This is a genomic window from Rhodococcus artemisiae (genome assembly GCF_036327795.1).
In the GTDB taxonomy this organism is placed as follows: domain Bacteria; phylum Actinomycetota; class Actinomycetes; order Mycobacteriales; family Mycobacteriaceae; genus Rhodococcus; species Rhodococcus artemisiae.
On the sequence record NZ_JAUTXY010000003.1, the window covers coordinates 181,272 to 204,075 of the forward strand.

The 22,804-nt window shown below is 66.9% G+C and carries 23 protein-coding genes; 14 read left to right on the forward strand and 9 right to left on the reverse strand.

Going from position 1 to position 22,804, the window contains the following annotated elements; all coding sequences use genetic code 11:
- Nucleotides 1-8 precede the first annotated feature (8 nt).
- Entirely contained in the window at nucleotides 9-1,481 is a 1,473-nt protein-coding gene (locus Q7514_RS08445) for a sensor histidine kinase (RefSeq protein WP_330132811.1), read from the forward strand.
- Between the two features lie 83 nt (nucleotides 1,482-1,564).
- On the opposite strand, the gene Q7514_RS08450 is transcribed toward Q7514_RS08445, so the two are convergent.
- Nucleotides 1,565-1,819: a WhiB family transcriptional regulator gene (locus Q7514_RS08450; RefSeq protein ID WP_132470936.1), complete on the reverse strand. Its 255-nt coding sequence runs from the start codon at nucleotides 1,817-1,819 to the stop codon at nucleotides 1,565-1,567.
- Nucleotides 1,820-1,836: 17 nt separating this feature from the next.
- Between Q7514_RS08450 and Q7514_RS08455 the strand changes: the two genes are divergently transcribed.
- The gene (locus tag Q7514_RS08455; protein WP_330132812.1) at nucleotides 1,837-2,037 is read left to right on the forward strand and encodes a hypothetical protein; all 201 of its coding nucleotides are present in this window, start codon (nucleotides 1,837-1,839) and stop codon (nucleotides 2,035-2,037) included.
- Between the two features lie 6 nt (nucleotides 2,038-2,043).
- Here the strand turns inward: Q7514_RS08455 and Q7514_RS08460 are convergent, their stop codons facing one another.
- Nucleotides 2,044-3,006 (reverse strand): diacylglycerol/lipid kinase family protein, encoded by a 963-nt coding sequence (locus Q7514_RS08460; RefSeq protein WP_330132813.1) that lies wholly within the window; start codon nucleotides 3,004-3,006, stop codon nucleotides 2,044-2,046.
- Nucleotides 3,007-3,053: 47 nt separating this feature from the next.
- On the opposite strand from Q7514_RS08460, the gene Q7514_RS08465 reads away from it, so the two are divergent.
- Nucleotides 3,054-3,521: a hypothetical protein gene (locus Q7514_RS08465; RefSeq protein ID WP_330132814.1), complete on the forward strand. Its 468-nt coding sequence runs from the start codon at nucleotides 3,054-3,056 to the stop codon at nucleotides 3,519-3,521.
- On the opposite strand, the gene Q7514_RS08470 is transcribed toward Q7514_RS08465, so the two are convergent.
- Nucleotides 3,501-3,971 carry a GNAT family N-acetyltransferase gene (locus tag Q7514_RS08470; RefSeq protein WP_330132815.1) on the reverse strand — a complete coding sequence of 157 codons (471 nt, stop codon included), beginning with the start codon at nucleotides 3,969-3,971 and terminating at the stop codon, nucleotides 3,501-3,503. The two genes, Q7514_RS08465 and Q7514_RS08470, sit on opposite strands and share 21 nt — an antisense overlap.
- A 110-nt stretch (nucleotides 3,972-4,081) precedes the next feature.
- Between Q7514_RS08470 and Q7514_RS08475 the strand changes: the two genes are divergently transcribed.
- On the forward strand, nucleotides 4,082-4,882 hold the full coding sequence (locus Q7514_RS08475) for a ParA family protein (RefSeq protein WP_330132816.1): 801 nt from the start codon (nucleotides 4,082-4,084) through the stop codon (nucleotides 4,880-4,882).
- 25 nt (nucleotides 4,883-4,907) lie between these two features.
- On the opposite strand, the gene Q7514_RS08480 is transcribed toward Q7514_RS08475, so the two are convergent.
- Nucleotides 4,908-6,140, reverse strand: a complete 1,233-nt coding sequence (locus Q7514_RS08480; RefSeq protein ID WP_330132817.1) for an Rv3212 family protein — start codon at nucleotides 6,138-6,140, stop codon at nucleotides 4,908-4,910.
- A 4-nt stretch (nucleotides 6,141-6,144) separates the two neighbouring features.
- On the reverse strand, nucleotides 6,145-7,842 hold the full coding sequence (locus Q7514_RS08485) for a DEAD/DEAH box helicase (RefSeq protein WP_330132818.1): 1,698 nt from the start codon (nucleotides 7,840-7,842) through the stop codon (nucleotides 6,145-6,147).
- Nucleotides 7,843-8,045: 203 nt separating this feature from the next.
- Between Q7514_RS08485 and Q7514_RS08490 the strand changes: the two genes are divergently transcribed.
- Nucleotides 8,046-8,750, forward strand: coding sequence for a ferritin-like fold-containing protein (locus Q7514_RS08490; RefSeq protein ID WP_330132819.1), 705 nt, complete (start codon nucleotides 8,046-8,048; stop codon nucleotides 8,748-8,750).
- Between the two features lie 46 nt (nucleotides 8,751-8,796).
- Nucleotides 8,797-9,027: a DUF3107 domain-containing protein gene (locus Q7514_RS08495; RefSeq protein WP_132470929.1), complete on the forward strand. Its 231-nt coding sequence runs from the start codon at nucleotides 8,797-8,799 to the stop codon at nucleotides 9,025-9,027.
- A gap of 102 nt (nucleotides 9,028-9,129) precedes the next feature.
- Here Q7514_RS08495 and Q7514_RS08500 read toward each other — a convergent pair whose 3' ends face one another.
- Entirely contained in the window at nucleotides 9,130-9,792 is a 663-nt protein-coding gene (locus Q7514_RS08500) for a TetR/AcrR family transcriptional regulator (RefSeq protein ID WP_054719363.1), read from the reverse strand.
- A gap of 211 nt (nucleotides 9,793-10,003) precedes the next feature.
- Here Q7514_RS08500 and Q7514_RS08505 point away from each other — a divergent pair, with 211 nt between their 5' ends.
- The 8 genes from Q7514_RS08505 (at nucleotide 10,004) to Q7514_RS08540 (ending at nucleotide 19,898) form a co-directional block, all read left to right on the forward strand.
- A complete protein-coding gene (locus Q7514_RS08505) occupies nucleotides 10,004-11,077 on the forward strand; it encodes a DUF3152 domain-containing protein (protein WP_408016058.1) in 1,074 nt (357 codons plus the stop codon).
- A gap of 81 nt (nucleotides 11,078-11,158) precedes the next feature.
- A complete protein-coding gene (moeZ, locus tag Q7514_RS08510) occupies nucleotides 11,159-12,343 on the forward strand; it encodes an adenylyltransferase/sulfurtransferase MoeZ (protein ID WP_330133083.1) in 1,185 nt (394 codons plus the stop codon).
- 142 nt (nucleotides 12,344-12,485) lie between these two features.
- Entirely contained in the window at nucleotides 12,486-13,340 is an 855-nt protein-coding gene (locus tag Q7514_RS08515) for a TIGR02569 family protein (protein WP_132470928.1), read from the forward strand.
- Between the two features lie 145 nt (nucleotides 13,341-13,485).
- Nucleotides 13,486-14,916 carry a nitrate/nitrite transporter gene (locus Q7514_RS08520; RefSeq protein ID WP_330132820.1) on the forward strand — a complete coding sequence of 477 codons (1,431 nt, stop codon included), beginning with the start codon at nucleotides 13,486-13,488 and terminating at the stop codon, nucleotides 14,914-14,916.
- A 51-nt stretch (nucleotides 14,917-14,967) separates the two neighbouring features.
- Nucleotides 14,968-17,526 (forward strand): nitrite reductase large subunit NirB, encoded by a 2,559-nt coding sequence (gene nirB, locus Q7514_RS08525; RefSeq protein WP_330132821.1) that lies wholly within the window; start codon nucleotides 14,968-14,970, stop codon nucleotides 17,524-17,526.
- A gap of 88 nt (nucleotides 17,527-17,614) precedes the next feature.
- Nucleotides 17,615-18,052, forward strand: a complete 438-nt coding sequence (nirD, locus tag Q7514_RS08530; RefSeq protein WP_330132822.1) for a nitrite reductase small subunit NirD — start codon at nucleotides 17,615-17,617, stop codon at nucleotides 18,050-18,052.
- Nucleotides 18,049-19,182 carry a uroporphyrinogen-III synthase gene (locus tag Q7514_RS08535; RefSeq protein ID WP_330132823.1) on the forward strand — a complete coding sequence of 378 codons (1,134 nt, stop codon included), beginning with the start codon at nucleotides 18,049-18,051 and terminating at the stop codon, nucleotides 19,180-19,182. The genes nirD and Q7514_RS08535 overlap by 4 nt, the downstream gene beginning before the upstream one ends.
- Entirely contained in the window at nucleotides 19,179-19,898 is a 720-nt protein-coding gene (locus tag Q7514_RS08540; RefSeq protein ID WP_330132824.1) for a sirohydrochlorin chelatase, read from the forward strand. Before Q7514_RS08535 ends, Q7514_RS08540 begins: the two co-directional genes overlap by 4 nt.
- A gap of 6 nt (nucleotides 19,899-19,904) precedes the next feature.
- Here the strand turns inward: Q7514_RS08540 and Q7514_RS08545 are convergent, their stop codons facing one another.
- Genes Q7514_RS08545 through Q7514_RS08555 form a run of 3 tightly spaced genes read right to left on the reverse strand, consistent with a single transcriptional unit; the run spans nucleotide 19,905 to nucleotide 22,775 of the window.
- Nucleotides 19,905-21,647, reverse strand: coding sequence for an NTP transferase domain-containing protein (locus Q7514_RS08545; protein WP_330132825.1), 1,743 nt, complete (start codon nucleotides 21,645-21,647; stop codon nucleotides 19,905-19,907).
- A gap of 43 nt (nucleotides 21,648-21,690) precedes the next feature.
- Nucleotides 21,691-21,984: an MGMT family protein gene (locus Q7514_RS08550; RefSeq protein ID WP_330132826.1), complete on the reverse strand. Its 294-nt coding sequence runs from the start codon at nucleotides 21,982-21,984 to the stop codon at nucleotides 21,691-21,693.
- 2 nt (nucleotides 21,985-21,986) lie between these two features.
- Nucleotides 21,987-22,775 (reverse strand): alpha/beta fold hydrolase, encoded by a 789-nt coding sequence (locus tag Q7514_RS08555; RefSeq protein WP_330132827.1) that lies wholly within the window; start codon nucleotides 22,773-22,775, stop codon nucleotides 21,987-21,989.
- Between the last annotated feature and the right edge of the window lie 29 nt (nucleotides 22,776-22,804).

A 22,804-nucleotide genomic window follows, 5' to 3' on the forward strand; every position in this document is an offset into this window, starting at 1 on the left:
TTCAGACGGTGTCGACGCTCAGCGCGCTGCTCGCAACCCATACCGATCTGCCGGGCGCTGCTGTCGACCACCTCCAGAGGGTGGTGGGGGAATGGCAGTTGCTCGCGGACCTGTCGTTCGCCGATGTACTGCTGTGGGTCAACGCGGATCCCCGCGGCATCGTGTGCGTGGCTCAGTGCCGCCCGACGACGACCTCGACGGTGCTGCCCGAGGATGCCGTGGGCATCGTCGTATCGGACGACGAGCACCCGTATGTGCGTGAAGCGTTCGAGACCGGACGGATCGTCACCGCGCAGCCGGGCTCCGGCGATGCGATCAACATGCGGCAAGCGGTGCCCGTGCGATGGGGCGACGACATCGTTGCGGTCCTCAGCCGCGACGCCGCACGTGTATCGAGACGGTCGGCGAGTGCATTGGAGACCGCCTATCTGGAATGCGCCGATGCGCTCTACCGGATGATCAGTGAAGGAAGTTTCCCCACCGCCGAGGCACGTTCCGACACGAAGTCGAGCCCGCGTGCCGGAGACGGTTTCATCCGGCTCGATCGGGAAGGCCGTGTGGTCTATGCGAGTCCGAACGCCCTGTCGGCCTATCACCGCATGGGATTCAACTCGGATCTGCGCGGGCAGGACCTGATCGAGACGACTCGGGCGCTCGTCACCGATCCCTTCGAGAGCCGCGATGTCTCCGACTATCTGAGGAGCGCTGTGGAGGGCCGCAACGGGCAGCGCATGGAGGTCGAGGCCCGTGGCGCGACGGTGCTGATCCGTGCCCTCGTCCTGACACCGGGGGGCCGGATCGACGGTGCGGCGGTCGTCATCCGCGACGTCACCGAGGTCAAGCGACGCGACCGCGCGCTGATGAGCAAAGACGCGACGATCCGCGAGATCCACCACCGGGTCAAGAACAACCTGCAGACGGTTGCCGCACTGCTGCGACTGCAGGCGCGCCGAACGGGCAACGGCGAGGCACAGCAGGCACTCGGCGAAGCAGTCCGACGTGTGACGTCGATTGCGCTGGTGCACGAGGCACTGTCGATGTCGGTCGACGAGGAAGTCGACCTCGACGACGTCTTCGACCGGTTGATACCGATCGTTGTCGATGTGTCGGCGGTGGGCAGTCAGGTGCGTGTGCATCGTGAGGGCAATCTGGGCGTGTTTCCGGCGGACCGGGCGACCCCGCTCGTCATGGTGCTGACGGAACTCGTGCAGAACGCGGTGGAGCATGCGTTCGATCCGGGCGCGCACGGCACTGTCACTGTGAAGGCGCACCGTTCGTCCCGTGTGCTAGATGTGGTGGTGCACGACGAGGGCAAGGGGCTACCCGACGGCTTCCGCCTCGAGGATTCCGATCGTCTCGGCCTGCAGATCGTCCGGACGCTGGTCGCTGCCGAACTGGGGGGCTCCATCGAGTTGGAGACCAGCAGCGCCGGCGGAACGGAAGCCCGGCTCAGCCTGCCGCTGGGCAAGCGGCCTGCCTGACGACAACCAGGACGCACAAAGGCCCGGCACCCGAAGTGGTGCCGGGCCGTGCGTCGACTTCGATGCCTCACACAGGCGTTACGTCACACAGCGGTGCGTGCCCGGGTCCGGGCGTTGCGACGCTTGAGTGCGCGGCGCTCGTCCTCGCTCATACCGCCCCACACACCTGCATCCTGGCCGGACTCGAGAGCCCACGACAGGCACTCGGTGGTGACCGGGCAGCGGTTGCACACGAGCTTGGCATCAGCGATCTGCGCGAGCGCCGGGCCGCTGTTTCCCACAGGGAAGAACAGTTCCGGATCCTCGTCGCGGCAGATGGCCTTGTGGCGCCAGTCCATGCTTCTACTCTCCTTCGATGGTGCTGCGCGCACCGGATGATGGTCTTATCGAGTTCATGCTGGAGTCGCGAAGTATTTCCGCGGAGTTACTTGTGAATGCTTTCACGAACGAGCGTGAAGTCAATAGAATCGACCACGACCGTGGGGAAGCTCACGCCGGCATTGATGCCGTGTTGTTCTCGAAGTACATTTTTACATCCTGGCCAGCGGAGATGTAAGACGAATCACAGAATTACCCGCTTGGATTCTGACGCGGGAGCCACTACGTCCAGTAAGTCCGGAACGGATACGAATTCGACGTCCGTTCGCATTCCCAAGTAATCGCCGTCGACCTGGAGTCCGATCGGTCGCGTCGATAGTGCCCGTACCCGTGGGATGTCGTCGATACGAATCAGATGTGGGGATTCGGGTTCGCCGTGACGTGCCAGCAATTGACGCACCACTCGAAGACTCGGTGCCACCCGGGTGGTGGTCATGGCGAACACACCCAACCCGGTGTCGAACGACGTACCGGGATTGGTGTGCACCGGACGCTCGTCGAGGAAGGTCCACGGACTCGAGTTCGACACGAATGCGTAGTAGACACCCTCGGCAGGATCACGGCCGGGAATCTCGAGTGTCAGCGCGGGCTCCACCCTCTTCGATTCGAAGAACTGTTTGACGGAATGCCGCACGTATCGCGCGGTGGTGACCTTCTTCCCGGAAGCCCGGGACAGGTCGATGGCCTCACACACCTGGGCGTCGAGTCCCAGGCCGGCGTTGAAGACGAACCAGCGGTCCTCGCAGAAACCGAGCCCGATCCGCCGTCGGGACCGCTCGGAGAGCAGCGTCAGAAGCTGCTCGGTGGCCTCCATCGGATCGGCGGCGATCCCCAACGAGCGCGCGAACACATTCGCCGAACCTCCCGGAACCACGGCGAGCAACGGCATCGTCGGATCTGCGGTACGCGGGGACGGTTCGCCGAGCATCCCGTTGACGATCTCGTTGACCGTGCCGTCACCGCCGTGCGCGATGACCACGTCCATACCGTCGGCGTGCGCCGATCGGGCCAGTTCTGCTGCGTGCCCGCGGTGAGTCGTGTGCGCCACGGTCAGCGAGACCGGACCTGCCAGAGCGTGAGCGAGCCGGTCGCGACCGGCCGGTGTGGTCGTCGTCGCGTTGGGGTTCACGATCAGCAGTGCGCGCACGGAACATCAGCCTAAGTGGTCTTTCACGGGTCCACTACGCTGGCCGGGTGACCACCGAATCTTCCCGCAGCGCCATTCCGTCGACGGTCCGTATCGCCGGCATACTCGTCGTACTCGAGGGCGTTGTGGCAATGGGGTTCGCGGTGTACTCGATCTTTCGCGCCGCATCGGGTGAACACGACCAGTCGGTGACCAACGGATACGGCTTCGCGTTGTGGCTGGCGCTGTTGTTCGGTGGCGTCCTTGCCGCGGGCATCGCATTGCTGCGGGGGGCGCGTTGGGGCAGAGCAGTGGCCGTCGTTGCGCAGATCCTTCTGCTGCCGGTCGTGTGGTCGCTGCTCACCGACTCACATCAGCCCGCGCTCGGGGCACTGATGGCCGTGATCGTGGTTCCGGCCTTGGTGTTGTTGTTCGCACCGGCGACAACGGGATGGCTCGCGCAGGACTACGCGCCCGACTCGCCGCCGGACACGGATACAGATACCAGCAGCGGCTCAGGTTCCGAGCGCACGTAATGCCTCTCCGCTGAGCCGGAAGGTTGTCCACTCGTCCTGAGGCTCCGCGCCGAGTGACCGGTAGAAACCGATGGACGGCTCATTCCAGTCCAGGACAGACCAACTCAAGCGTGTGTAATCGCGTTCCACGCACTCGTGGGCGAGAGCCGCAAGCAGGCCGCGCCCGTGTCCCGCACCTCGGTGCTCCGGGAGCACGAACAGGTCTTCGAGGTAGATGCCGTGCACGCCGTCCCACGTCGAGAAGTTCCGGAACCACAGCGCAACACCCACCACTGATCCGCTCGATTCCTCCGCAACGTGGGCGAATACCGACGGCTCCGGTCCGAACAGGGCGGTGTTCATCTGCTCCGGAACAACCGTGCACAACTCTCGCGCATGTTCGTACTCTGCGAGGGCGTAGATCAGGTCGGTGATGGCGGCGATGTCGTCGGGGCGGGCGCGGCGGATCACGGGCGGAATACCTCCTGCGGTCGTGTCGGTCGGCGTACCGGCGACACACGCGGGCAGCCGTGTATGCGTCAAGTGTCGCGCGGGATGCCGCTATGAGCGAGGATCGACGCGTGGCAACAGTACTTGCGGTGGCAAATCAGAAAGGTGGCGTCGCGAAGACGACCACCGTCGCGTCACTGGGTGCTGCCCTGGTGGGTCTCGGGCAACGTGTCCTCGTGGTCGATCTCGACCCGCAGGGCTGTCTGACGTTCTCCCTGGGGCACAACCCGGATCGGCTCGAGCGGTCCGTGCATGACGTGCTCATGGGTGATGTCGACATCGCGGACGTGCTCATCGAGACGGGGGAGGGCCTGGTCCTGCTACCGGCGACGATCGATCTGGCCGGCGCGGAAGCGCTACTGCTGATGCGCCCCGGGCGGGAATACGCTCTCAAACGTGCTCTCGCGGTCGTCGAGGACGAGTACGACATCGTCATCGTGGATTGCCCGCCCTCACTCGGTGTGCTCACCCTCAACGGCCTGACCGCCGCCCGGTCGGTCCTGGTACCGCTGCAATGCGAGACACTCGCCCACCGAGGCGTCGGACAGTTGTTACGCACGGTCGACGAGGTCAAGCAGATCACCAATCCCGATCTGGAGATGCTCGGCGCCCTACCTACCTTGTACGACGCGCGGACCACGCACAGCCGTGATGTGCTCGCCGATGTGTCCGATCGGTACGACCTGCCCGTTCTCGCGCCACCGATTCCGCGGACCGTGCGGTTCGCCGAAGCATCGGCGTCGGGTGCGACGGTCCTGTCCGGACGAAAGAACAAGGGCGCGCAGGCCTATCGGGAACTCGCAGAGAACCTGCTGGCGTGTTGGACGGACGGTGCCGCGCCGGTCACGCTTGCGGTTCAGGCCGAGGCGTAGCACGCAGAGGATCCAGCGGGCCCGTTCACTGCGTGCCCACCTCCGTCAGCGCGACCACATCGTCGCCCCGTTGTTCGAGGACCGTGTCGCCGGCGACGGACAACGAGACCGTGGTGCCCCTGTCGCGGTCGACGTCGATGGTCCGAGAAATCTCGCCCGTCGCAGGGTCGACCACGGCGATCGCGTCGTCGATCGGTAGCAGCACTGATCCTGCCATCCGGGAGCCGCGTCCGAGCGTGCTCTCGACGGTCCAGAGCGGCGTGAAATCCTCGGTGTCGAGCGCGACTGTGTCTGTGCCGGTCCACCACAGGAGCAGATCGTCGAATCCGTCCGCCGGACCGGTGGCCGCGCCGGCCCCGGCTACCTGCGGCAACTCGTGCCGGTCGACTGCGGAACCCGATGCATCGAACACCTCGAGGCGTGCACCGCCGTCCGGGCCGGGCGGAAGATAGACGGCGGTGTGATCGTCGACCACTGCGACGATCTGCGCGTCGCCGTCCGGTACCGCGGCAGGCAGGATCGAGGATGCGAACTCTTCGGGCTTCTGGCTGTCCTCTGGCGTGGTATCGAGCAACGTCAGCCGCCCGGCCGGTTCCCTGGCGCATTGTTCGAGCACCGCGACGTGATTGTCGTCGGCGTCCGCCGACCGGAGCACGCAACCGCTGCGAGGCTGTGCATTGGGGTTGACGGGCGCGTCGACCCGGCCGTATTCGACCGTGCGCACCAGATCCGATCGCCACACCTCCAGGCGGGTGTCACCGAGCGCGATCAGGTGCGTCCCGGTGTCGACAAGACGCACCTCGCTGTCGGTGTCGCTCGAACGTTGCGCACCACGTGCACCGGTGCCCGCGTCGAGCGCTGTCACCTGCCCGCATCCGCGTGGATCGTTGTAGACCGACACGACGGAGCCCCAGACGCCGACAGCTGCGCACAGCGGCCGGTCGCGTCGGTAGCTCCACCGCTCGGCCCCCGTCCGCAGGTCGCGGCCGACGACGGTGTCACCGTCGGCCGTGGCAACGGTGTCGGCGATCACGACGGCATGTGCCGTCGCCGAACTCGGAGCGCGCCACGACTCCTCGAGGGTGTCGGGCACGGACTCCGCGACAGGAGGGGCGGCGGCCGCCCCGTCCCAGGTGATCGACGTGGTGCCGCGTGCATCCGATCGCGACCATACGACACACACCGCCACCAGGACGGCGACGACGAGTACCGCTGCAACGATCAGATCCGCCCGCGTGCGACGCTCGGGCACAAGCACGTGGCTAGCGGGCCGAGTTGCTCGACACTGCGTCCTTGACGCCGGCAGTGTCCGATGCCCTCGTGTCCGACGCCGTGGTATTCGATGCCGCATCGCTCTCGGCGATATTGCGGCGCCGGCGGCGACGCCGGCGGGTGGGTGAGGCAGTGCCATCGGTGGTGTCGCCGGCGTCACCGTCGGCACCGGACGTCGCTGCTGCCGGGGCCTCGGCTGCGGGAGCATCCGCCTGGTCGGTGCCCGTGGCGGTAGTACCGGCGACCTTGCCTCGCACGGTGCGACGACGGGTCCGGGTGCGCTTGGGTCGTGTCGGGCCCTCGCTACGCGCTGGGCGCTCACCCGATCCGCCCTCGGACTCGGTGCGGGTCGTCGTGGGCTTGCGAACACGGCCCGTGGATCCCTCGGGGATGCTGAGCTCCTCGAACAGATGCGGCGAGCTCGAGTACGTCTCGACGGGGTCCGGCATACCGAGGCCGAGAGCCTTGTCGATGAGCTGCCAGCGCGGGATGTCGTCCCAGTCGACCAGGGTGACGGCGATGCCCGTGCGACCCGCACGACCTGTGCGGCCGATCCGGTGCACGTATGTCTTCTCGTCTTCGGGGCACTGGTAGTTGATGACATGGGTGACGTCGTCGATGTCGATGCCACGTGCGGCGACATCGGTGGCGACGAGAACGTCGATCTTGCCGTCGCGGAAACGTCCGAGCGATTTCTCGCGCGCGATCTGACCGAGATCGCCGTGGACGGCACCCACCGCGAAGCCGCGATCTGCGAGTTCGTCGGCGACCTTCTGCGCGGTGCGCTTCGTGCGGGTGAAGATCATCGTTGCGCCGCGGCCCTCGGCCTGCAGGATGCGAGCGACCAATTCGGCCTTGTCGAGCGCGTGAGCCCGGTAGACGAGCTGATTGGTGAGCTCGTGGACCGCGGAGGACTGGGGTTCCTCGGCGCGGATGTGGGTCGGCTGGGTGAGGAAGGTACGCGCAAGCGTGATGATCGGGCCGGGCATCGTGGCCGAGAACAGCATCGTCTGGCGCTTGTCGGGCACCATCCCGAGGATCCGCTCGATGTCGGGAAGGAAACCCAGATCGAGCATCTCGTCGGCCTCGTCCATCACGAGCACGCCGATTTTGCCGAGGATCAGGTGCGACTGGTTGGCGAGGTCGAGTAGTCGGCCCGGGGTGCCGACGATGACGTCGACGCCCTTCTTCAACTGGTCGATCTGCTGCTCGTAGGGGCGGCCACCGTAGATGGCGAGGACCTCGAGGCCCTTCTTGCCGCTGCCGGGGAGGTACTTCGATGCGTTCTCGAGGTCGTGCGTGACCTGGACGCACAATTCGCGGGTCGGGACGATGACCAGCGCGCGTGGAGTGCCGTCGAGCGGAGCGGTGCCGGAGGCGGCGGTGGTGACCCGGTGCAGCAGTGGTACGCCGAATCCGAAGGTCTTACCCATTCCGGTGCGGGCCTGGCCGATGAGGTCGTCGCCGGCGAGTGCAAGCGGCAGCGTCAGTTCCTGGATGGCGAATGTGCGTTCGATGCCCACCTCGGACAGCGCGCGCACGATTTCGTCACGGACGCCGAGTTCGGCGAAGGTGGGGGCAATGTGAGTGTCGTCGAGTTGCGCGGAGACGGTGTTTTCGCTCGCATCGTCTTCGTGGTCGATGGTGATCTTGCTCAGGGGTCTGGCCTTCCTGGTCTCGGCACGCACGCACGAGGTGGACAAGGCGACCGGCCTGCGTATTCACGCGAGCCTGAAGATGGGGCCCGCGAGCGCGGCAGCGATCCTCAAACGGGTGCGCGCACATTATCGTCGAAGACCGCGGGCCACGGTGAGCGGCTCGATGCGCAGTCTTCTGACCCCATTGTACCGCGAGGGGCGCATTCGACGAGGTAGTACTACGCTTTGTCGTCATGGGAGCCGAAACGTCGCCGTCCGCCGCAGAACCCCGCCTGTCGCCCTCTGCGGCGCCCTTACCGGCCGATCATCCGGGGGTCTTGGAACTGTTCTCGGTGCTCGCCTCCGGTGAGATCGCCGCGTTCTACCGTCTCGCGGACGAAGCCAAATTCTCGCCGTCGCTGCAGGGGAAAGTCGCGTTCGCGCAGATGGCGGCCTCCGAGATGCGCCATTTCGAGATCTTGCGCACAGCACTCGAAGAGCGAGGCGTGGATATCTACACGGCTATGGCGCCCTACCATCAGGTGCTCGACGCCTACCACGACTCGACGACACCCTCGACGTGGCTCGAGTCGTTGGTCAAGGCCTATGTCGGCGACGGAATCGCAGCCGATTTCTACTGTGAGATCGCCGACATGCTCGATCCTCAGGTTGCCACCGTGGTGCGCGGAGCGCTCGCCGAGACCGGACACTCGAAGTTCGTAGTGCAGGAGGTCAGGTCGGTCGTCGAACGCAGCAGCACGCAGAAGGACCGGCTCATGTTGTGGGGTCGGCGTCTACTCGGTGAGGCGATCACACAGGCCCAATACGTGCTCGCACAACGTGAGGAGCTCGCCGAACTCGTCATTCTCGCGTCGGGCGACCTGTCGAACATCGCTGCGCTCATCGATCGGATGCAGGTCGAACACGCCAAGCGGATGGCAGTGCTCGGCTTGCATTAACCTGGCGAGGACAAGCAGTTCAGCCTGAGAATCTCGGAGGTCTTTCGTGGAGGTCAAGATCGGTGTCGCGGACAGCCCGCGCGAAATCGTCATCGTCAGCGAACAGACACCCGACGAGGTGGAGGCGCTCGTGACCGATGCCCTGAACGGCGGCAACAAGGGCGTGCTCGCGCTGGTCGACGAGAAAGGCCGCAAGGTTCTCGTGCAGGCCACCAAGGTCACGTACGTCGACATCGGACCGGGCACCGCCGGCAAGGTGGGCTTCGCCGCGAACTGACGTCGCATACTACGAAGGGGCCGGGACGCACTCGAAGTTGCGTCCCGGCCTCTCGGCGTTTCTGCCCCTTCGGTGTTTCGCTGGGTGGCTGTCGTGCGGGAGTCAGCGCTTCTGCAACTCGGGCTGCAGTGGGACGTGCTTGAGACCGCCCCAGGCAAGGGCGACGGTGGTGTCGACAGCGTCGTCCTTGGAGATGGGCCGTGCTGCATCGAGCCAGTAGCGAGCCGTGAACTGGCTCGTACCGACGAGCCCGACTGCGAGGATCCGCGCGCGATACGGATCGAGACCCGAATCGTGAGCGACGAGATCGAACACGGCGTCGACGCAAGCCTCGGTCGCCTGCTCGACGCGGTGTGCCACCTGCGGCTCGCCCATGAGATCGGACTCGAACACCAGTCGGAAGCCCTGGCTGTCGTTGTCGACGAAATCGAAGAATGCCTGGACCGCGGCGCGGACGCGCTGCTTGTTGTCGGTGGTCGACCGCAGGGCCTGCCGGACCCCGTTGATCAGGATGTCGACGTAGTTCTGGAGAACAGCACAGTACAGCTCGAGTTTGCCGGGGAAATGCTGGTAGAGCACCGGCTTGCTGACCCCCGCGCAGTCTGCGATCTCGTCCATACCGGCGGCGTGGTAGCCCCGCGTGACGAACACCTCGCTGGCCGCCTCGAGCAGCTGAGCGCGTCGCTCGTCCCTCGGCATGCGAGAGCCCCGCTTCGTGCCGTTGGTGTTGCCTCGTCCCGAGGCTCGGGCGGCGACTTCGGTCATGCTTGCTCCCAATCTGCACAAGCGGCGATCGTGAGCATTGCCACGTCGACGCGAATCATCTCTGCAGGTTACAGGTCGGTGTCGGTGCAGGCGGATAGCCCTACCGTCGAGTATCCGCCTTTTCTGGTGGTGCGGTAGCCCCTTGTGCGAGAAGTGAGGACCCGTCACGGACAGGCCGTCCGATCGACCGCAGTGTGACATTCTGACAACCGTGATCGACCGAGGAGGAGCACGTACGACCCGCAGACCGCACGGCTCGGCCCTGTCTTCGCAGGACTCGCAGCAATCACAGGACTCCCGGCTCCGCGCGCGCCGGTCACTCGACGATTCGGGTCCGCGTTCCGGATCGCGGCAACCGCTCCGGGCGCAGTGGGATCCGGTCGGAGGCGACCGCCGTCCGCCGCGCCGGCCTCGACCGACGCGAGATGTGCGCAAGCAGAGCCGGCTCGGACGCTTCGTCGCGCGGTACGGGTGGCGCGCCTACGCCGTGCCCGTACTCGCCGCAGTGACGGTCTTCGTGATGTGGGACGCGGTGCAGGGCGACGCAACAAGTGCGGTCGCAGACGGTGAGGACACGACAAGGGCCGTGGACGACGCCATCGTCGAGGCGCCCATCGCCGACGGGAACTTCCCGGCCGATCTGGAATCCGGCGTGCTGCCGGACGGAGGATCATTCACCGAGAGCGGCGCCGGTACATGGCGGGTTCTTCCCGGCAGTACCGAGCAGGCGGGATTCGGTGAGCGGCAGGTGTTCACCTACACGGTCGAGATCGAGGACGGTGTCGACACCACCGCGTACGGCGGGGATGCCGCATTCGCCAGGATGGTCGACGAGACTCTCGCCGACCCGAGAAGTTGGACCGCCGATCGGGCATTCGCGTTCCGGCGGGTCGACAGTGAGGTCCCCGACTTCCGGGTCTCGCTCACCTCGCAGATGTCGATCCGGCAGTTCTGTGGATTCGACATCGAACTCGAAGGCTCGTGCTTCAATCCCGGTGTCGAACGTGTCCTCGTGAACGAGCCACGTTGGGTTCGGGGGGCGGTCGCGTTCCACGGCGACATCGGTTCCTACCGCCAATACCTGGTCAACCACGAGGTCGGGCACGCGGTGGGCTATCCCGACCACGAAGGGTGCACCACCGACAGTGGACTCGCGCCGATCATGATGCAGCAGACATACGGCACCGCGAACGACGACATCGCCCGGCTCGATCCCGAGGGGCTCGTTCCCGCCGACGGAAAGGTCTGTCGCTACAACCCGTGGCCATTTCCCCGCGGAGCATGACCACCTCGGAGCGGGGTCGTCGACGGTGGGACAATCGGCGGCGTACCCGCAGAGGAGTAGATCGTGACCGCACTGCCGTCGGTGGAACCGACTCTTGCCCTACCAGCGCTTGTGGAACCCGCTGGTGAGCTGACCCGCGAGGAGATCGCGCGATACAGCCGGCACCTGATCATCCCGAACGTCGGCGTCACGGGCCAGAAGCGGCTGAAGAACGCCAAGGTGCTGTTCATCGGAGCCGGCGGTCTCGGATCGCCCGCGCTGTTGTATCTCGCGGCTGCCGGTGTCGGCACCATCGGCATCGTCGAGGACGATCACGTCGAATCCTCGAACCTGCAGCGGCAGATCATCCATGGGCAGGCGGATGTTGCGCGTTCCAAGGCGGAGAGCGCGCGCGACAGCATCCGCGCCATCAACGACAACGTCGCAGTGCACCTGCATTCGGAACGACTCGATTCGAGCAACGCCGTGGCGCTGTTCGAACAGTACGACCTGATCCTGGACGGCACCGACAACTTCGCCACCCGGTACCTCGTCAACGACGCCGCGATCCTCGCCCGGAAGCCGTATGTGTGGGGGTCGATCTTCCGGTTCGAAGGCCAGATCTCGGTTTTCTGGGACGATGCCCCTGGCGGACGCGGGCTCAACTACCGCGATCTCTACCCGGAGGCTCCGCCACCGGGCATGGTGCCGTCGTGTGCAGAAGGTGGTGTGCTCGGTGTCCTGCCGGGCACGGTCGGCACGATCATGGCAACCGAGGCGCTCAAGCTGATCACCGGGATCGGCGATCCCTTGCTGGGCCGTCTGATGATCTACGATGCACTCGCCATGACTTTCCGCACCGTCACGCTGCGACGCGATCCGGGGCGCTCGCCTGTGACGGAACTCGTCGACTACGAGGAGTTCTGCGGGATCGTGCCCGAGGACGCGGCCGCAGTGGGAGCAGATGCGTCGATCACCGCGACCGAGCTGCGGACGATGCTCGACTCCGGTCGAGACCTCGCATTGATCGACGTCCGGGAACCGGTGGAATGGGACATCGTCCGCATCGACGGGGCGCGACTCGTTCCGAAGGACCGGATCCTCTCCGGCGACGCACTCGCCGAGCTGCCTCAGAACACACCGATCGTCCTCTACTGCAAGACGGGCATCCGGTCGGCCGAGGCTCTTGCCGTACTCAAACGGGCCGGGTTCGCCGACGCGACCCACCTCCAGGGCGGTGTCGTGGCCTGGGCGCAGCAGGTCGACACATCGTTGCCGTTGTACTGACAGCGATGGGCACCGCTCGGGGAGTGAGTGCGGGCGGTCGCGAGATGGGCGCAAGCTCTCAGGGCGGATCGGTGTCAACTTGTGACCTGGGTGCCGGGGTGCCTTCCCTGCGGTGCCGCATACCAGCGGTAGCGTTGGCCGCGTGAGTTCGCTCGAACCCCCGCAACACGTGTGCTCCACGTTCGGTCTCCGCGACGTCCAGCCGATCCCGCTCGGGGCGGACTGGGACGGCGGTTATCGCTGTGGAGATGTGGTCCTGTCCAGGGTTGCCGACCACGCGCGGGCAGCGTGGTCGGCGAAAGTCCGGGAAACCCTCACTGTGGACGGGGTCCGGCTGGCCCGGCCGGTCCGCGCGACCGATGGACGATACGTGGTGTCCGGCTGGCGTGCGGACACCTACATCGTCGGAACCTCCGAACCTCGACACGACGAAGTGGTGTCCCTGTCGTTACGGCTGCATGCGGCCACGTCCCAGCTCGAGCGGCCTCGGTTCCTGATGCAGCCTCCGGTCGCGCCGTGGGCGGACGTCGACGTCTTCGTCGCGGCGGACCGGGCGGCGTGGGAGACGGTACCGCTGCGTTCGGCGCGTGCCGCCGGTGCGCCCGAAACGGTCACGCCCGACGGTCGCAAGAGCCTCGATTTGATCGCGCAGCTCGCCACGTTCCGCAAGCCTGTGCACCTTCCGGACCAGCTGGTCCACGGCGACCTGTTCGGCACGGTGCTGTTCGCGGGCCGAGCTGCTCCGGGGCTGACCGATATCACTCCGTACTGGCGACCGGCGTCGTGGGCCGCCGCCGTGGCCGTCGTCGACGCTCTGTCGTGGGGTGGCGCCGACGACGCATTGATCGGCAGGTGGGAGGACCTTCCGGAATGGCCGCAGATGCTCCTGCGCGCGGCGATGTTCCGGCTGGCGGTGCATGCATTGCACCCGCGGTCCACCGAGGAAGCGTTCCCCGGTCTCGCGCACACCACAGACCTGGTGCGCCTGCTCCTCTGACGCTGCTCCTCACACCGGACACGCCCTCACACCGGACATCGGGGACCGGTGAGGAACTCTTGACTTTCCAGTCACCGCAGGCAGCACCGCGGCAACACCCGCTCCATACCTTGGGTGCATCAGAAACCTGAGAGGGGTGGCCGGCGTGAGTGTCGTACTCGAAAAAGAGCCGCTGCGAAGCAAATTCGCACGCAAGCACTACATCGACAAATGGGACGCCGAGGATGTCGACGCGTGGGAAGCGGGCGGCAAGGACATTGCCAAGCGCAACCTGATCTGGTCGGTGATCGCCGAACACGTCGGTTTCTCGGTGTGGTCGATCTGGTCGGTGATGGTGCTGTTCATGCCCACCGAGATCTACGGAATCGACGCCGCCGGCAAATTCTTCCTCGTCGCCGTGCCCACGCTCGTGGGCTCGATCCTGCGCATCCCGTACACGGTGGCGACCGCGAAGTTCGGCGGGCGTAATTGGACGATCTTCAGCGCACTGGTCCTGCTCGTCCCGACTGTGGCCACGCTGTATCTGATGCTGAACCCTGGTCACTCCTACACTACGTTCATGCTGGTCGCGGCCCTCGCCGGTGTCGGCGGCGGCAACTTCGCGTCGTCGATGACGAACATCAACGCGTTCTATCCACAGCGCCTCAAAGGGTGGGCGCTGGGTCTGAACGCCGGTGGAGGCAACATCGGTGTCCCCGTGATCCAGCTGATCGGCCTGCTGGTGATCGCGACCGTCGGAAACACCGCACCGTGGATCGTCTGCGCGATCTACTTGGTCCTCTGCTCGGGCGCAGCCCTCGGTGCAGCCCTGTTCATGGACAATCTCGGCGACCAGCGCGCAGATCTCCGGGCGATGGGCGAGAGCCTGAAGTTCAGCGACTCGTGGGTCATCTCCTTCCTCTACATCGGCACCTTCGGCTCGTTCATCGGATTCAGCTTCGCGTTCGGGCAGGTGCTGCAGATCAACTTCCTCGCCGGCGGCGACACCCCGGCGCAGGCCGCCCTCCACGCCGCACAGATCGCCTTCATCGGCCCCCTGCTCGGCTCGGTGGCCCGCCCGCTCGGCGGCAAACTCGCCGATCGGATCGGCGGGGGGCGCATCACCGTCTGGACGTTCGTCGCGATGGCGCTCGCCGCCGGCGTCCTCATCGTGGCGGGAACCCTCGACGACGCCACCGAAGGCGCCGCATCCGGCGGGATCATGGTCGCATTCGTCCTCGGCTTCGTCGCACTGTTCCTTCTGTCCGGACTCGGCAACGGCTCGGTCTACAAGATGATCCCGTCGATCTTCGAAGCGAAGGCGCAGGGGCTCGAGCATCTCGATCGAGCCGGGAAGGCAGCGTGGTCGCGCAGTATGTCGGGTGCGCTCATCGGTTTCGCCGGTGCTATCGGCGGTCTCGGGGGAGTCGGCATCAACCTGGTACTCCGCGCCTCGTACTCCGGTGAGGCACAGTCCGCGACGATGGCCTTCTGGGTCTTCGGCGCCTTCTACCTGGCCTGCATAGCGGTGACCTGGGTGGTCTTCCTGCGGGTCCCGCGGCAGGACGCGGAAATCGAGCCGGCCCCGGCCTCCTGACCTGCACCACCAGTACCGGCACCACCTGCACGAAGAGAAAGCGAAGAACCCATGAGCCGCAAGAACGTACTCGTCGCCGGTCACGGCATGGTCGGACACCGTTTCGTCGAGGCGCTGCGCGCACGCGACGAGCAGGACACATGGTCGGTCACGGTGCTGTGCGAGGAGGCGGACCCGGCCTACGACCGTGTCGGTCTGTCGTCGTACGTCGGCTTGTGGGACCGCAAGGAACTTGCCCTCGCCGGCAATGACTACCGCGGCGACGAGCTCGTCGATCTCCGGACCGGCACCCGTGCTGCGTCGATCGACCGGACCGCGCGCACGGTCACCACCGGCGACGGGGAGGTCCTGTCCTACGACGCGCTCGTCCTCGCGACCGGCTCCTTCGCATTCGTGCCGCCGGTCCCCGGCCACGACCTGCCCGGATGCTTCGTCTACCGCACGCTCGACGACCTCGACGGGATCCGCGACGCCGCAGCACGCACTGTCGCCGACTCCGAAGCCACCGGACGCAGCGCCGCCGGAATCGTGGTCGGCGGTGGCCTGCTCGGCCTCGAGGCCGCGAACGCCCTGCGAGGCATGGGCCTGACCGCGCACATCGTCGAATACAACGACCGGCTCATGCCCGCCCAGGTCGACGAAGGCGGCGGCAAGGTCCTCGACCGGCTCGTCACCGGCCTCGGCCTCGTCACTCACACCGGCGTCGCTACCGAGAAGATCGAACCGGGGTCTGCGGGGCTGAGGGTGTCGCTGTCCGACGGCAGCACGATCGACGCAGGTCTGGTCGTGTTCTCGGCGGGTGTGCGCCCCCGCGACGAGCTGGCGCGGGAGGCCGGACTCGACCTCGCGGGCCGAGGGGGTGTGCTGACGGATCTCTCGTGCCGCAGCACCAACGACGAGTCCGTCTACGCGATCGGGGAGGTCGCCGCGGTCGACGGCGTCTGTTACGGGCTCGTCGCACCCGGCTACAGCACTGCCGAGGTCGTCGCCGATCGATTGCTCGGCGGCGACGCCGAGTTTCCCGGTGCAGACATGTCGACCAAGCTCAAGCTCCTCGGTGTCGACGTCGCGAGCTTCGGCGACGCGCACGCACGGACCCCCGGCGCGCTCGAGGTGGTGCTGTCGGACTCCGCAAAGGGCACTTATGCGAAGCTCGTCGTCTCCGACGATGCCAAGGTCCTCCTCGGCGGCATCCTGGTCGGTGATGCCTCGGCGTACGGATCGCTGCGACCCCTGGTGGGTCGTGAACTGCCCGGTGACCCGGCATCGCTGATCTCACCGGCCGGTGAAAAGCCCGGAGCGGGATCACTGCCCGACGACGCCGAAGTGTGTTCGTGCAACGGCGTCACCAAGGGTGCGATCTGCGGGGCGATCGCCGAGGGCGCATGCGATATCTCGCAGATCAAAGAATGCACCAATGCCGGCACCACCTGTGGTGGCTGTCTCCCCACCGTCAAACAGCTTCTCGCGTCGTCGGGCGTGGAGATGTCGAAGGCGCTGTGTGAGCACTTCGAGCAGTCCCGCGCCGAGCTGTTCCAGATCGTGCAGGCAACCGGGATCCGCACCTTCTCGGCTCTGATCGAGCGCCACGGCACCGGACGTGGTTGCGACATCTGCAAGCCGGTCGTCGCCTCGATCCTGGCTTCGACGGACTCCGACCACATCCTGCACCGCAGCCAGGCAGGTCTGCAGGACACCAACGACCATTTCCTCGCGAACATTCAGAAGAACGGCACCTACTCCGTGGTGCCGCGGATGCCCGGCGGTGAATGCACCGCCGAGCAGCTCATCGTCATCGGCGAGGTGGCCCGCGACTTCGGGCTCTACGTGAAGATGACCGGCGGGCAGCGCGTGGACCTGTTCGGCGCCCGCGTCGAGCAGCTCCCGCAGATCTGGAAGCGACTTGTGGATGCGGGTATGGAGTCGGGTCAGGCCTACGGAAAGTCGCTACGGACCGTCAAGAGCTGCGTGGGCTCGACCTGGTGCCGTTACGGTGTGCAGGACTCGGTGGGCATGGCCGTCGACCTCGAGAACCGCTACCGGGGCCTGCGGTCTCCGCACAAGCTCAAGTTCGGTGTGTCCGGGTGTGCGCGCGAGTGCGCCGAGGCCCGGGGCAAGGACGTCGGTATCATCGCCACCGAGGGCGGATGGAACCTCTACGTGTGCGGCAACGGCGGTCAGTCGCCCAAGCACGCGCAGTTGCTCGCCGGCGGTCTCGACGACGAGACCCTCGTCAAGTACATCGACCGGTTCCTCATGTTCTATGTGCGGACTGCCGATCGGCTCCAGCGCACCGCGCCGTGGCTCGACGCGCTCGACGGCGGGCTCGATCACCTCCGGGCTGTCGTCTGCGAGGACAGCCTCGGCATCGGCGAAGAACTCGAGGCGGCGATGGCCAAGCACGTCGCCGGATACAAGGACGAGTGGGCGGGTGTGCTCGAGGACCCGGAGAAGCTGGCCCGCTTCGTCTCGTTCGTCAATGCCCCCGACGAGGCCGATCCCACCGTGCAGTTCGACGATTCCGGCGCACGCAAGGTGCCTGTTCTCATGGGTATGCCGGGAGTCCGGACCGGCGAGACGGCCGGCGTCGGCCCACATCCTGCGGAATAGAGCGTGATTACCCGGTGGGAACCGCCGGGTAACGCAGGCGAAACACCGCAGGATCAGAATTTCGGGTAACAAGTCTCGAGGAGGACCCATGACCGTCATCGCGACGCCGACCGCGGAGACCGCGACACGCGACAGTGTGCTGAACGGCCGGCTGGAATGGACATCGGCCTGCCCACTGAGCCACCTCATCCCAGGGCGGGGAGTGGCCGTGTTGCTGCGAGGGGGAGAACAGGTGGCATTGTTCCTGCTCGACGACGGCACATTGCGTGCGGTCGGCAATATCGACCCGATCGGACGCGCTGCTGTGATGTCGAGGGGAATCGTCGGTGACCGTGCCGGTGAACCGACCGTGGCGTCGCCGCTGCTCAAGCAGGTCTACTCGCTCGACGACGGTCGTTGCCTCGACGATTCCACCGTGAGCCTGCAGGTATACGACGTCCGCGTGTGGGCAGGGGTCGTGCAGGTTCACAGCCCGCTCCGCGGTCGCAGGGGTGTCGAGACCGTGGACTCCGGCGTCGTTTCGTGAGCTCGGAGAACACGCCACTGCGCGGGTTCACCATCGGGGTGACGGCGTCGCGGCGCGCCGACGAGTTCGCGACGCTGCTCACACGGCGAGGTGCCGACGTCGTCCGCGCTCCCGCGATCCGGATCATCCCACTGTCCGACGACGCCGAGCTCGAGCACGCCACCCGTGCCATCGTCGCCGCTCCACCGGACGTAACCATCGCGACCACCGCGATCGGTTTTCGCGGATGGATCGGTGCGGCGGACGGCTGGGGGCTCGCGGACGATCTGTCGCGGGCGCTGAGCGCGAGCCGCATCCTCGCAAGAGGACCGAAGGTGACAGGGGCGATTCGGGCCGCGGAACTGCGAGAGGAATGGTCGCCGGAGTCCGAATCCTCGGGCGAGGTCCTGGAGCACCTCCTTGCGGAAGGTGTCGCGGGAAAGCGGATCGCCGTTCAACTCCACGGGGAGCGAACCGAGTGGGAACCCGGAGAAGACCTGTGCGACGTGCTGCGCGCCGCCGGAGCAGACGTAGTACCGGTGCCCGTGTACCGCTGGACTCCACCCGAGGATTCGACGTCGCTCGACCGGATGATCGAGCAGATCAGCGACCGCGCACTCGACGCCGTCACCTACACCAGCGCCCCGGCGGTCGCGTCGATGTTGATGAGGGCCAAGGCAACCGGAATGCTCGAACCGATGTTGCAGGGGTTGCGCACCGGAGTGACCGCCGTGTGTGTCGGTCCGGTGACAGCCGCGCCGTTCGCCGAACTCGATGTGCCCGTGACCATGCCGACCCGGGCGAGGCTCGGATCGCTTGCACGCCACATTGCGGAGGACCTGCCCCGGCGGGCTGTCCGGATCAACATCGGCGCACACGTGCTCGGGCTGCGGGGCCGGTGCGTTGTCGTCGACGACGAGGTGCGCTGCCTCGCTCCCGCAGGCATGGCACTGATCCGGGCACTGGCGGTGAAACCCGGAAACGTCGTGTCCCGAGAAGAACTGCTGACCGTCCTGCCCGGCGGTGGTGGGGATACCCACGCCGTCGAAACCGCGGTGGCACGGTTGCGTTCGGCACTCGGTGTGCCGGCGCTCGTGCAGACAGTCGTCAAACGTGGATACCGACTGGCAGTGGAGTTGGAGGAACTATGAACTCGACCGACCCGGCACTGCTCCTCGTCGCGCACGGCACCCGGAATCCCCGGGGAGTCGAGATGATCGCGCAACTCGCGGGCGAAGTGTCGCAGACAGCGGGGCCGACGCGCGTGGCGTTCGTCGATGTGCTCGGACCCTCGCCCGCGGAGGTTCTGCGCGACAGTGACCGCCCGACCGTGCTCGTGCCTGCCTTTCTCGCGTCGGGCTATCACGTGCATACCGACGTTCCCCGGGAGGTGGCCGAGAGCGGTCATCGCGATGTCGTGGTGACCGATGCTCTCGGACCGGATCCGGTGCTGGCGCGGGTGCTGGTGACGCGCTTGCACGACGCGGGATGGCGACCCGGCGATGCGGTGGTACTCGCGGCGGCGGGATCGTCCGACCTGCGGGCACTGTGCGACGTCAGGTCCGCCGCCCGGATGCTGGCGGCACTCACCAGGACCACGGTCAGGATCGGATATGTCGCGACCGGAAGTCCGCGGGTGGCCGACGTCGTGAACGACCTGCGGGTGCAGGGGGACCGCAGGGTGTTCATCGCGTCGTATCTGCTCGCCGAGGGGCTGTTCCACGGCCGGCTGTTCGAGTGCGGCGCCGACGGTGTCGCTGCGCCGCTCGGGGTGACGGACTCGATCGTCGAGTTGGTCGCGCGGCGCTACCGGGCGGCGATCACCCCCGCGCTCCGACCGAACACGGCAAGCGTGTACACCACCTGACGGTGGTCACCGGGGCAGGAGTACGAGTTCGACCGCATCGCCGTCGGCGGCATTCGGCGGCACCAGGGCGATTGCCGAACGGCCGATGAGGCCGGCCAGATGTGACGTTCGAATCGTGTTGTCGCACAACCATTTGCCGCTATCCAGCTGTCGTGCCGGGAGGAAGCGGGTGAGGTCCCCGGCAACCTCCGATGCGTTCGCCAGTGGCGCCGTCAGCGGAGTCGCTGATGTGCGGAGGGTGCGCCCGTCGATGATCGCGGGCAACATCACAAGCAGGGTCGCCAGTGCCGCAACGGGATTGCCCGGAAGGCCGAGCACCGCTCGGCCGTCCGGAAGCACTGCCGCGACCTGGGATCCCCCCGGCTTGCACCGTACCCGTTCGACCACCACCGAGGCCCCGGCGCGGTCGAGAGCACCGCGCAGCTGATCCGCCGCGCCGCGACCGGTTGCGCCGACGATCACGATCGCGTCGGCGTCCGTGGTGGTGCGCAGCAGGACGTCGAATGCGTCGGCAGTGTCTCGGAGATGCTCGTTGCCGGCCACCTCTGCGCCGCACCACGACACGTAATGCGGAAGCACCGGCCCGAGCGAATCGCGCGTCTGCCCCTCGCGCAGCGGGCCGCTGCGACGGATCTCGTCGCCGGTGAGCACCAGGTGGACCCGCACAGGGCCGCGTACGTCGACGTGCGAGACCTCGCCGCTCGCTGCCGTCGAGACGATCGCGGGCGTCACGGCCGATCCGGCTTCCGCCAGGACGTAGCCGGGCTCCCATTCCTCACCGATGCCGCGGAAGTCGTCGCGCACCGGAGCGTCCGGGAGTCGTGAGACGATGCCGTCCTCGACGGCGATGTACTCATCGCGCACCACCGACGTCGCGCCGGACGGTAGGTGCGCGCCCGTGGCAATGCGGGCGGCCTCCCCGGGATTCAGTGCGAATTCACCCGCAGCCCCGGCATATCGGACTTCCGTCCGCAGAGTCCACGGGCCGGCCCCGGACACTGCGTACCCGTCCATGGCGGACGTCGCGGCGGGTGGCAGCGGCGCCGCTGCGACGAGTGCAGACGCGAGCGTGGACCCGAAAGCCCCCTCTCGCGCAACACTACGAATCGGCAACGGACGCTGAGCATCCCGAAGAATATTTCGCGCTGCGTTCGGGTCCACCCGGGTGCCCGTGGCTACCCGGGCGCGATGCAGGTCATCGGGTGTGTCGCAATCCTCGGTGCCGCGCACGGCCGCGGTGACGTAATGCTCCGGCAATAGCGCCTTCATGGGCTGATCGGACGGGTCGGGTCCGAGTGCCGACAGACGTGTGGACAGTGCGTGTCCACGCCATGCTGCGAGCAGGAACTGCAGGTTCCCGTCGTTGTCGACCGCGAAGGCCGCGTCTGCGTCGGGTGCGGCGTCGAGCGCACCGACCAGAACGGCGATCGACTCGGCGGTGACGAACGGGAGATCGGCCGCGAGGATGACGACGACCTCCGCGGCGGGGTCGGCGGAGGCCAACGCGGCGACGGGCCCGCCGCCGATCGGGGACTCCTGGGTCTGGACGACCGCGGGGTCGAGACCATCGCGGTGCGGCCCCACGACCGTGATGCGGGGAAAACCTTCCACCGCGGCGAGCGCGGTGTCGAGCATCGACCGACCCGCGACCACGAGTGCGGGCTTGTCGACGCCACCCATCCGGGTTGCTCGCCCACCCGCGATGATGACGGCCTCGGACCCGGACACAGAGTCGGACAGCATGGACATGTACTCATGCTGCCCGACACCGTCCGACGACGTGCGTGCGCCGTCAGAATGTGTGACGCGCTCGGCTCATATCGACCCGATCGCCGCTGATCGGTGTGCCGTCGAGTGCGAGCCTCGACAGCTGACGATGGGCGAGATGCGGGGCCGGTTTGCCGGACGCCGGGACCACCCGGTGCCAGGGCAGGTCGGAACTGTCGGTCCGCATGATCCACCCGACGGTGCGGGGGGTGGACAGCCCCGCCGCGTCGGCGAGGTCGCCGTAGGTCGCCACGAACCCGGCGGGAATCGCCGCGACGAGCGCGCGTACGTGCTCGATCTGAGCATCTGTCGTGACCACGCCTACAGCACCTTCCTGACCAGTGCTGCAGCACTCTCGGGCATAGCCTGGTCGATCATGTGGTCGCAGTCGAGCTCGAGCATCGTCAGATGCGAACCGAGCTGCCGGGCCAGTGCCGCGAGAAACTCGTCCGACGTGTACGCGGGGCGGACCTTGCCGGCACGTGCGAGAACCGTGGGGACGTGGGCGGGCGGCAGCACGAACTCTCGTGCGAGTTCGCCCCACGACGCCACCAGCGCCGGCACGCAGTAACGCCAATTCACCCGTCCGGAGTCGAGTGCGACCAGATGCTCTGCGATCTCTGCATCGAGAAGTTCCGGGTCGACCTCACCCCAGTCCCCGTGCACCTTCTCCGCGCGGGCCTCGGCCTCATCTGTGTAGTCGGGAAAGCGCACGGTGAGATCGGCGACCTCGAGCAACCGGCCCGGCGGTAGTGCGATCGCAGGATCGAGCAGGACGAGCGCGCGAACCCGGTCGGGTGCTGCGGCGGCGAGGTGCAGTGCCAGTGCGCCACCGAAGGAATGCCCCAGCACCGTGACCGGTTCGCGGGTGTGCGCGTGGAGGACACCGAGAAGGTCGTCGACGTGGGAGTCGAAACTCCACGGAGGCTCCCACGGCGACCGGCCGTGGCCCCGCAGGTCCGGAGCGATCACGCGGAGGTCCGGGAGATGCCGATCGGCCAGGTTCTGCCAGCGTCTGCCGTGGCCGGTCAGGCCGTGCAGGGCCAACACCGGTGGTCCGTCGGCAGGTCCGAACAGATGTGTGTGGAGGGGTGGTGCGGAGGCGCTCACCTCGTTCACTATGGCACCCGGGTGACGCC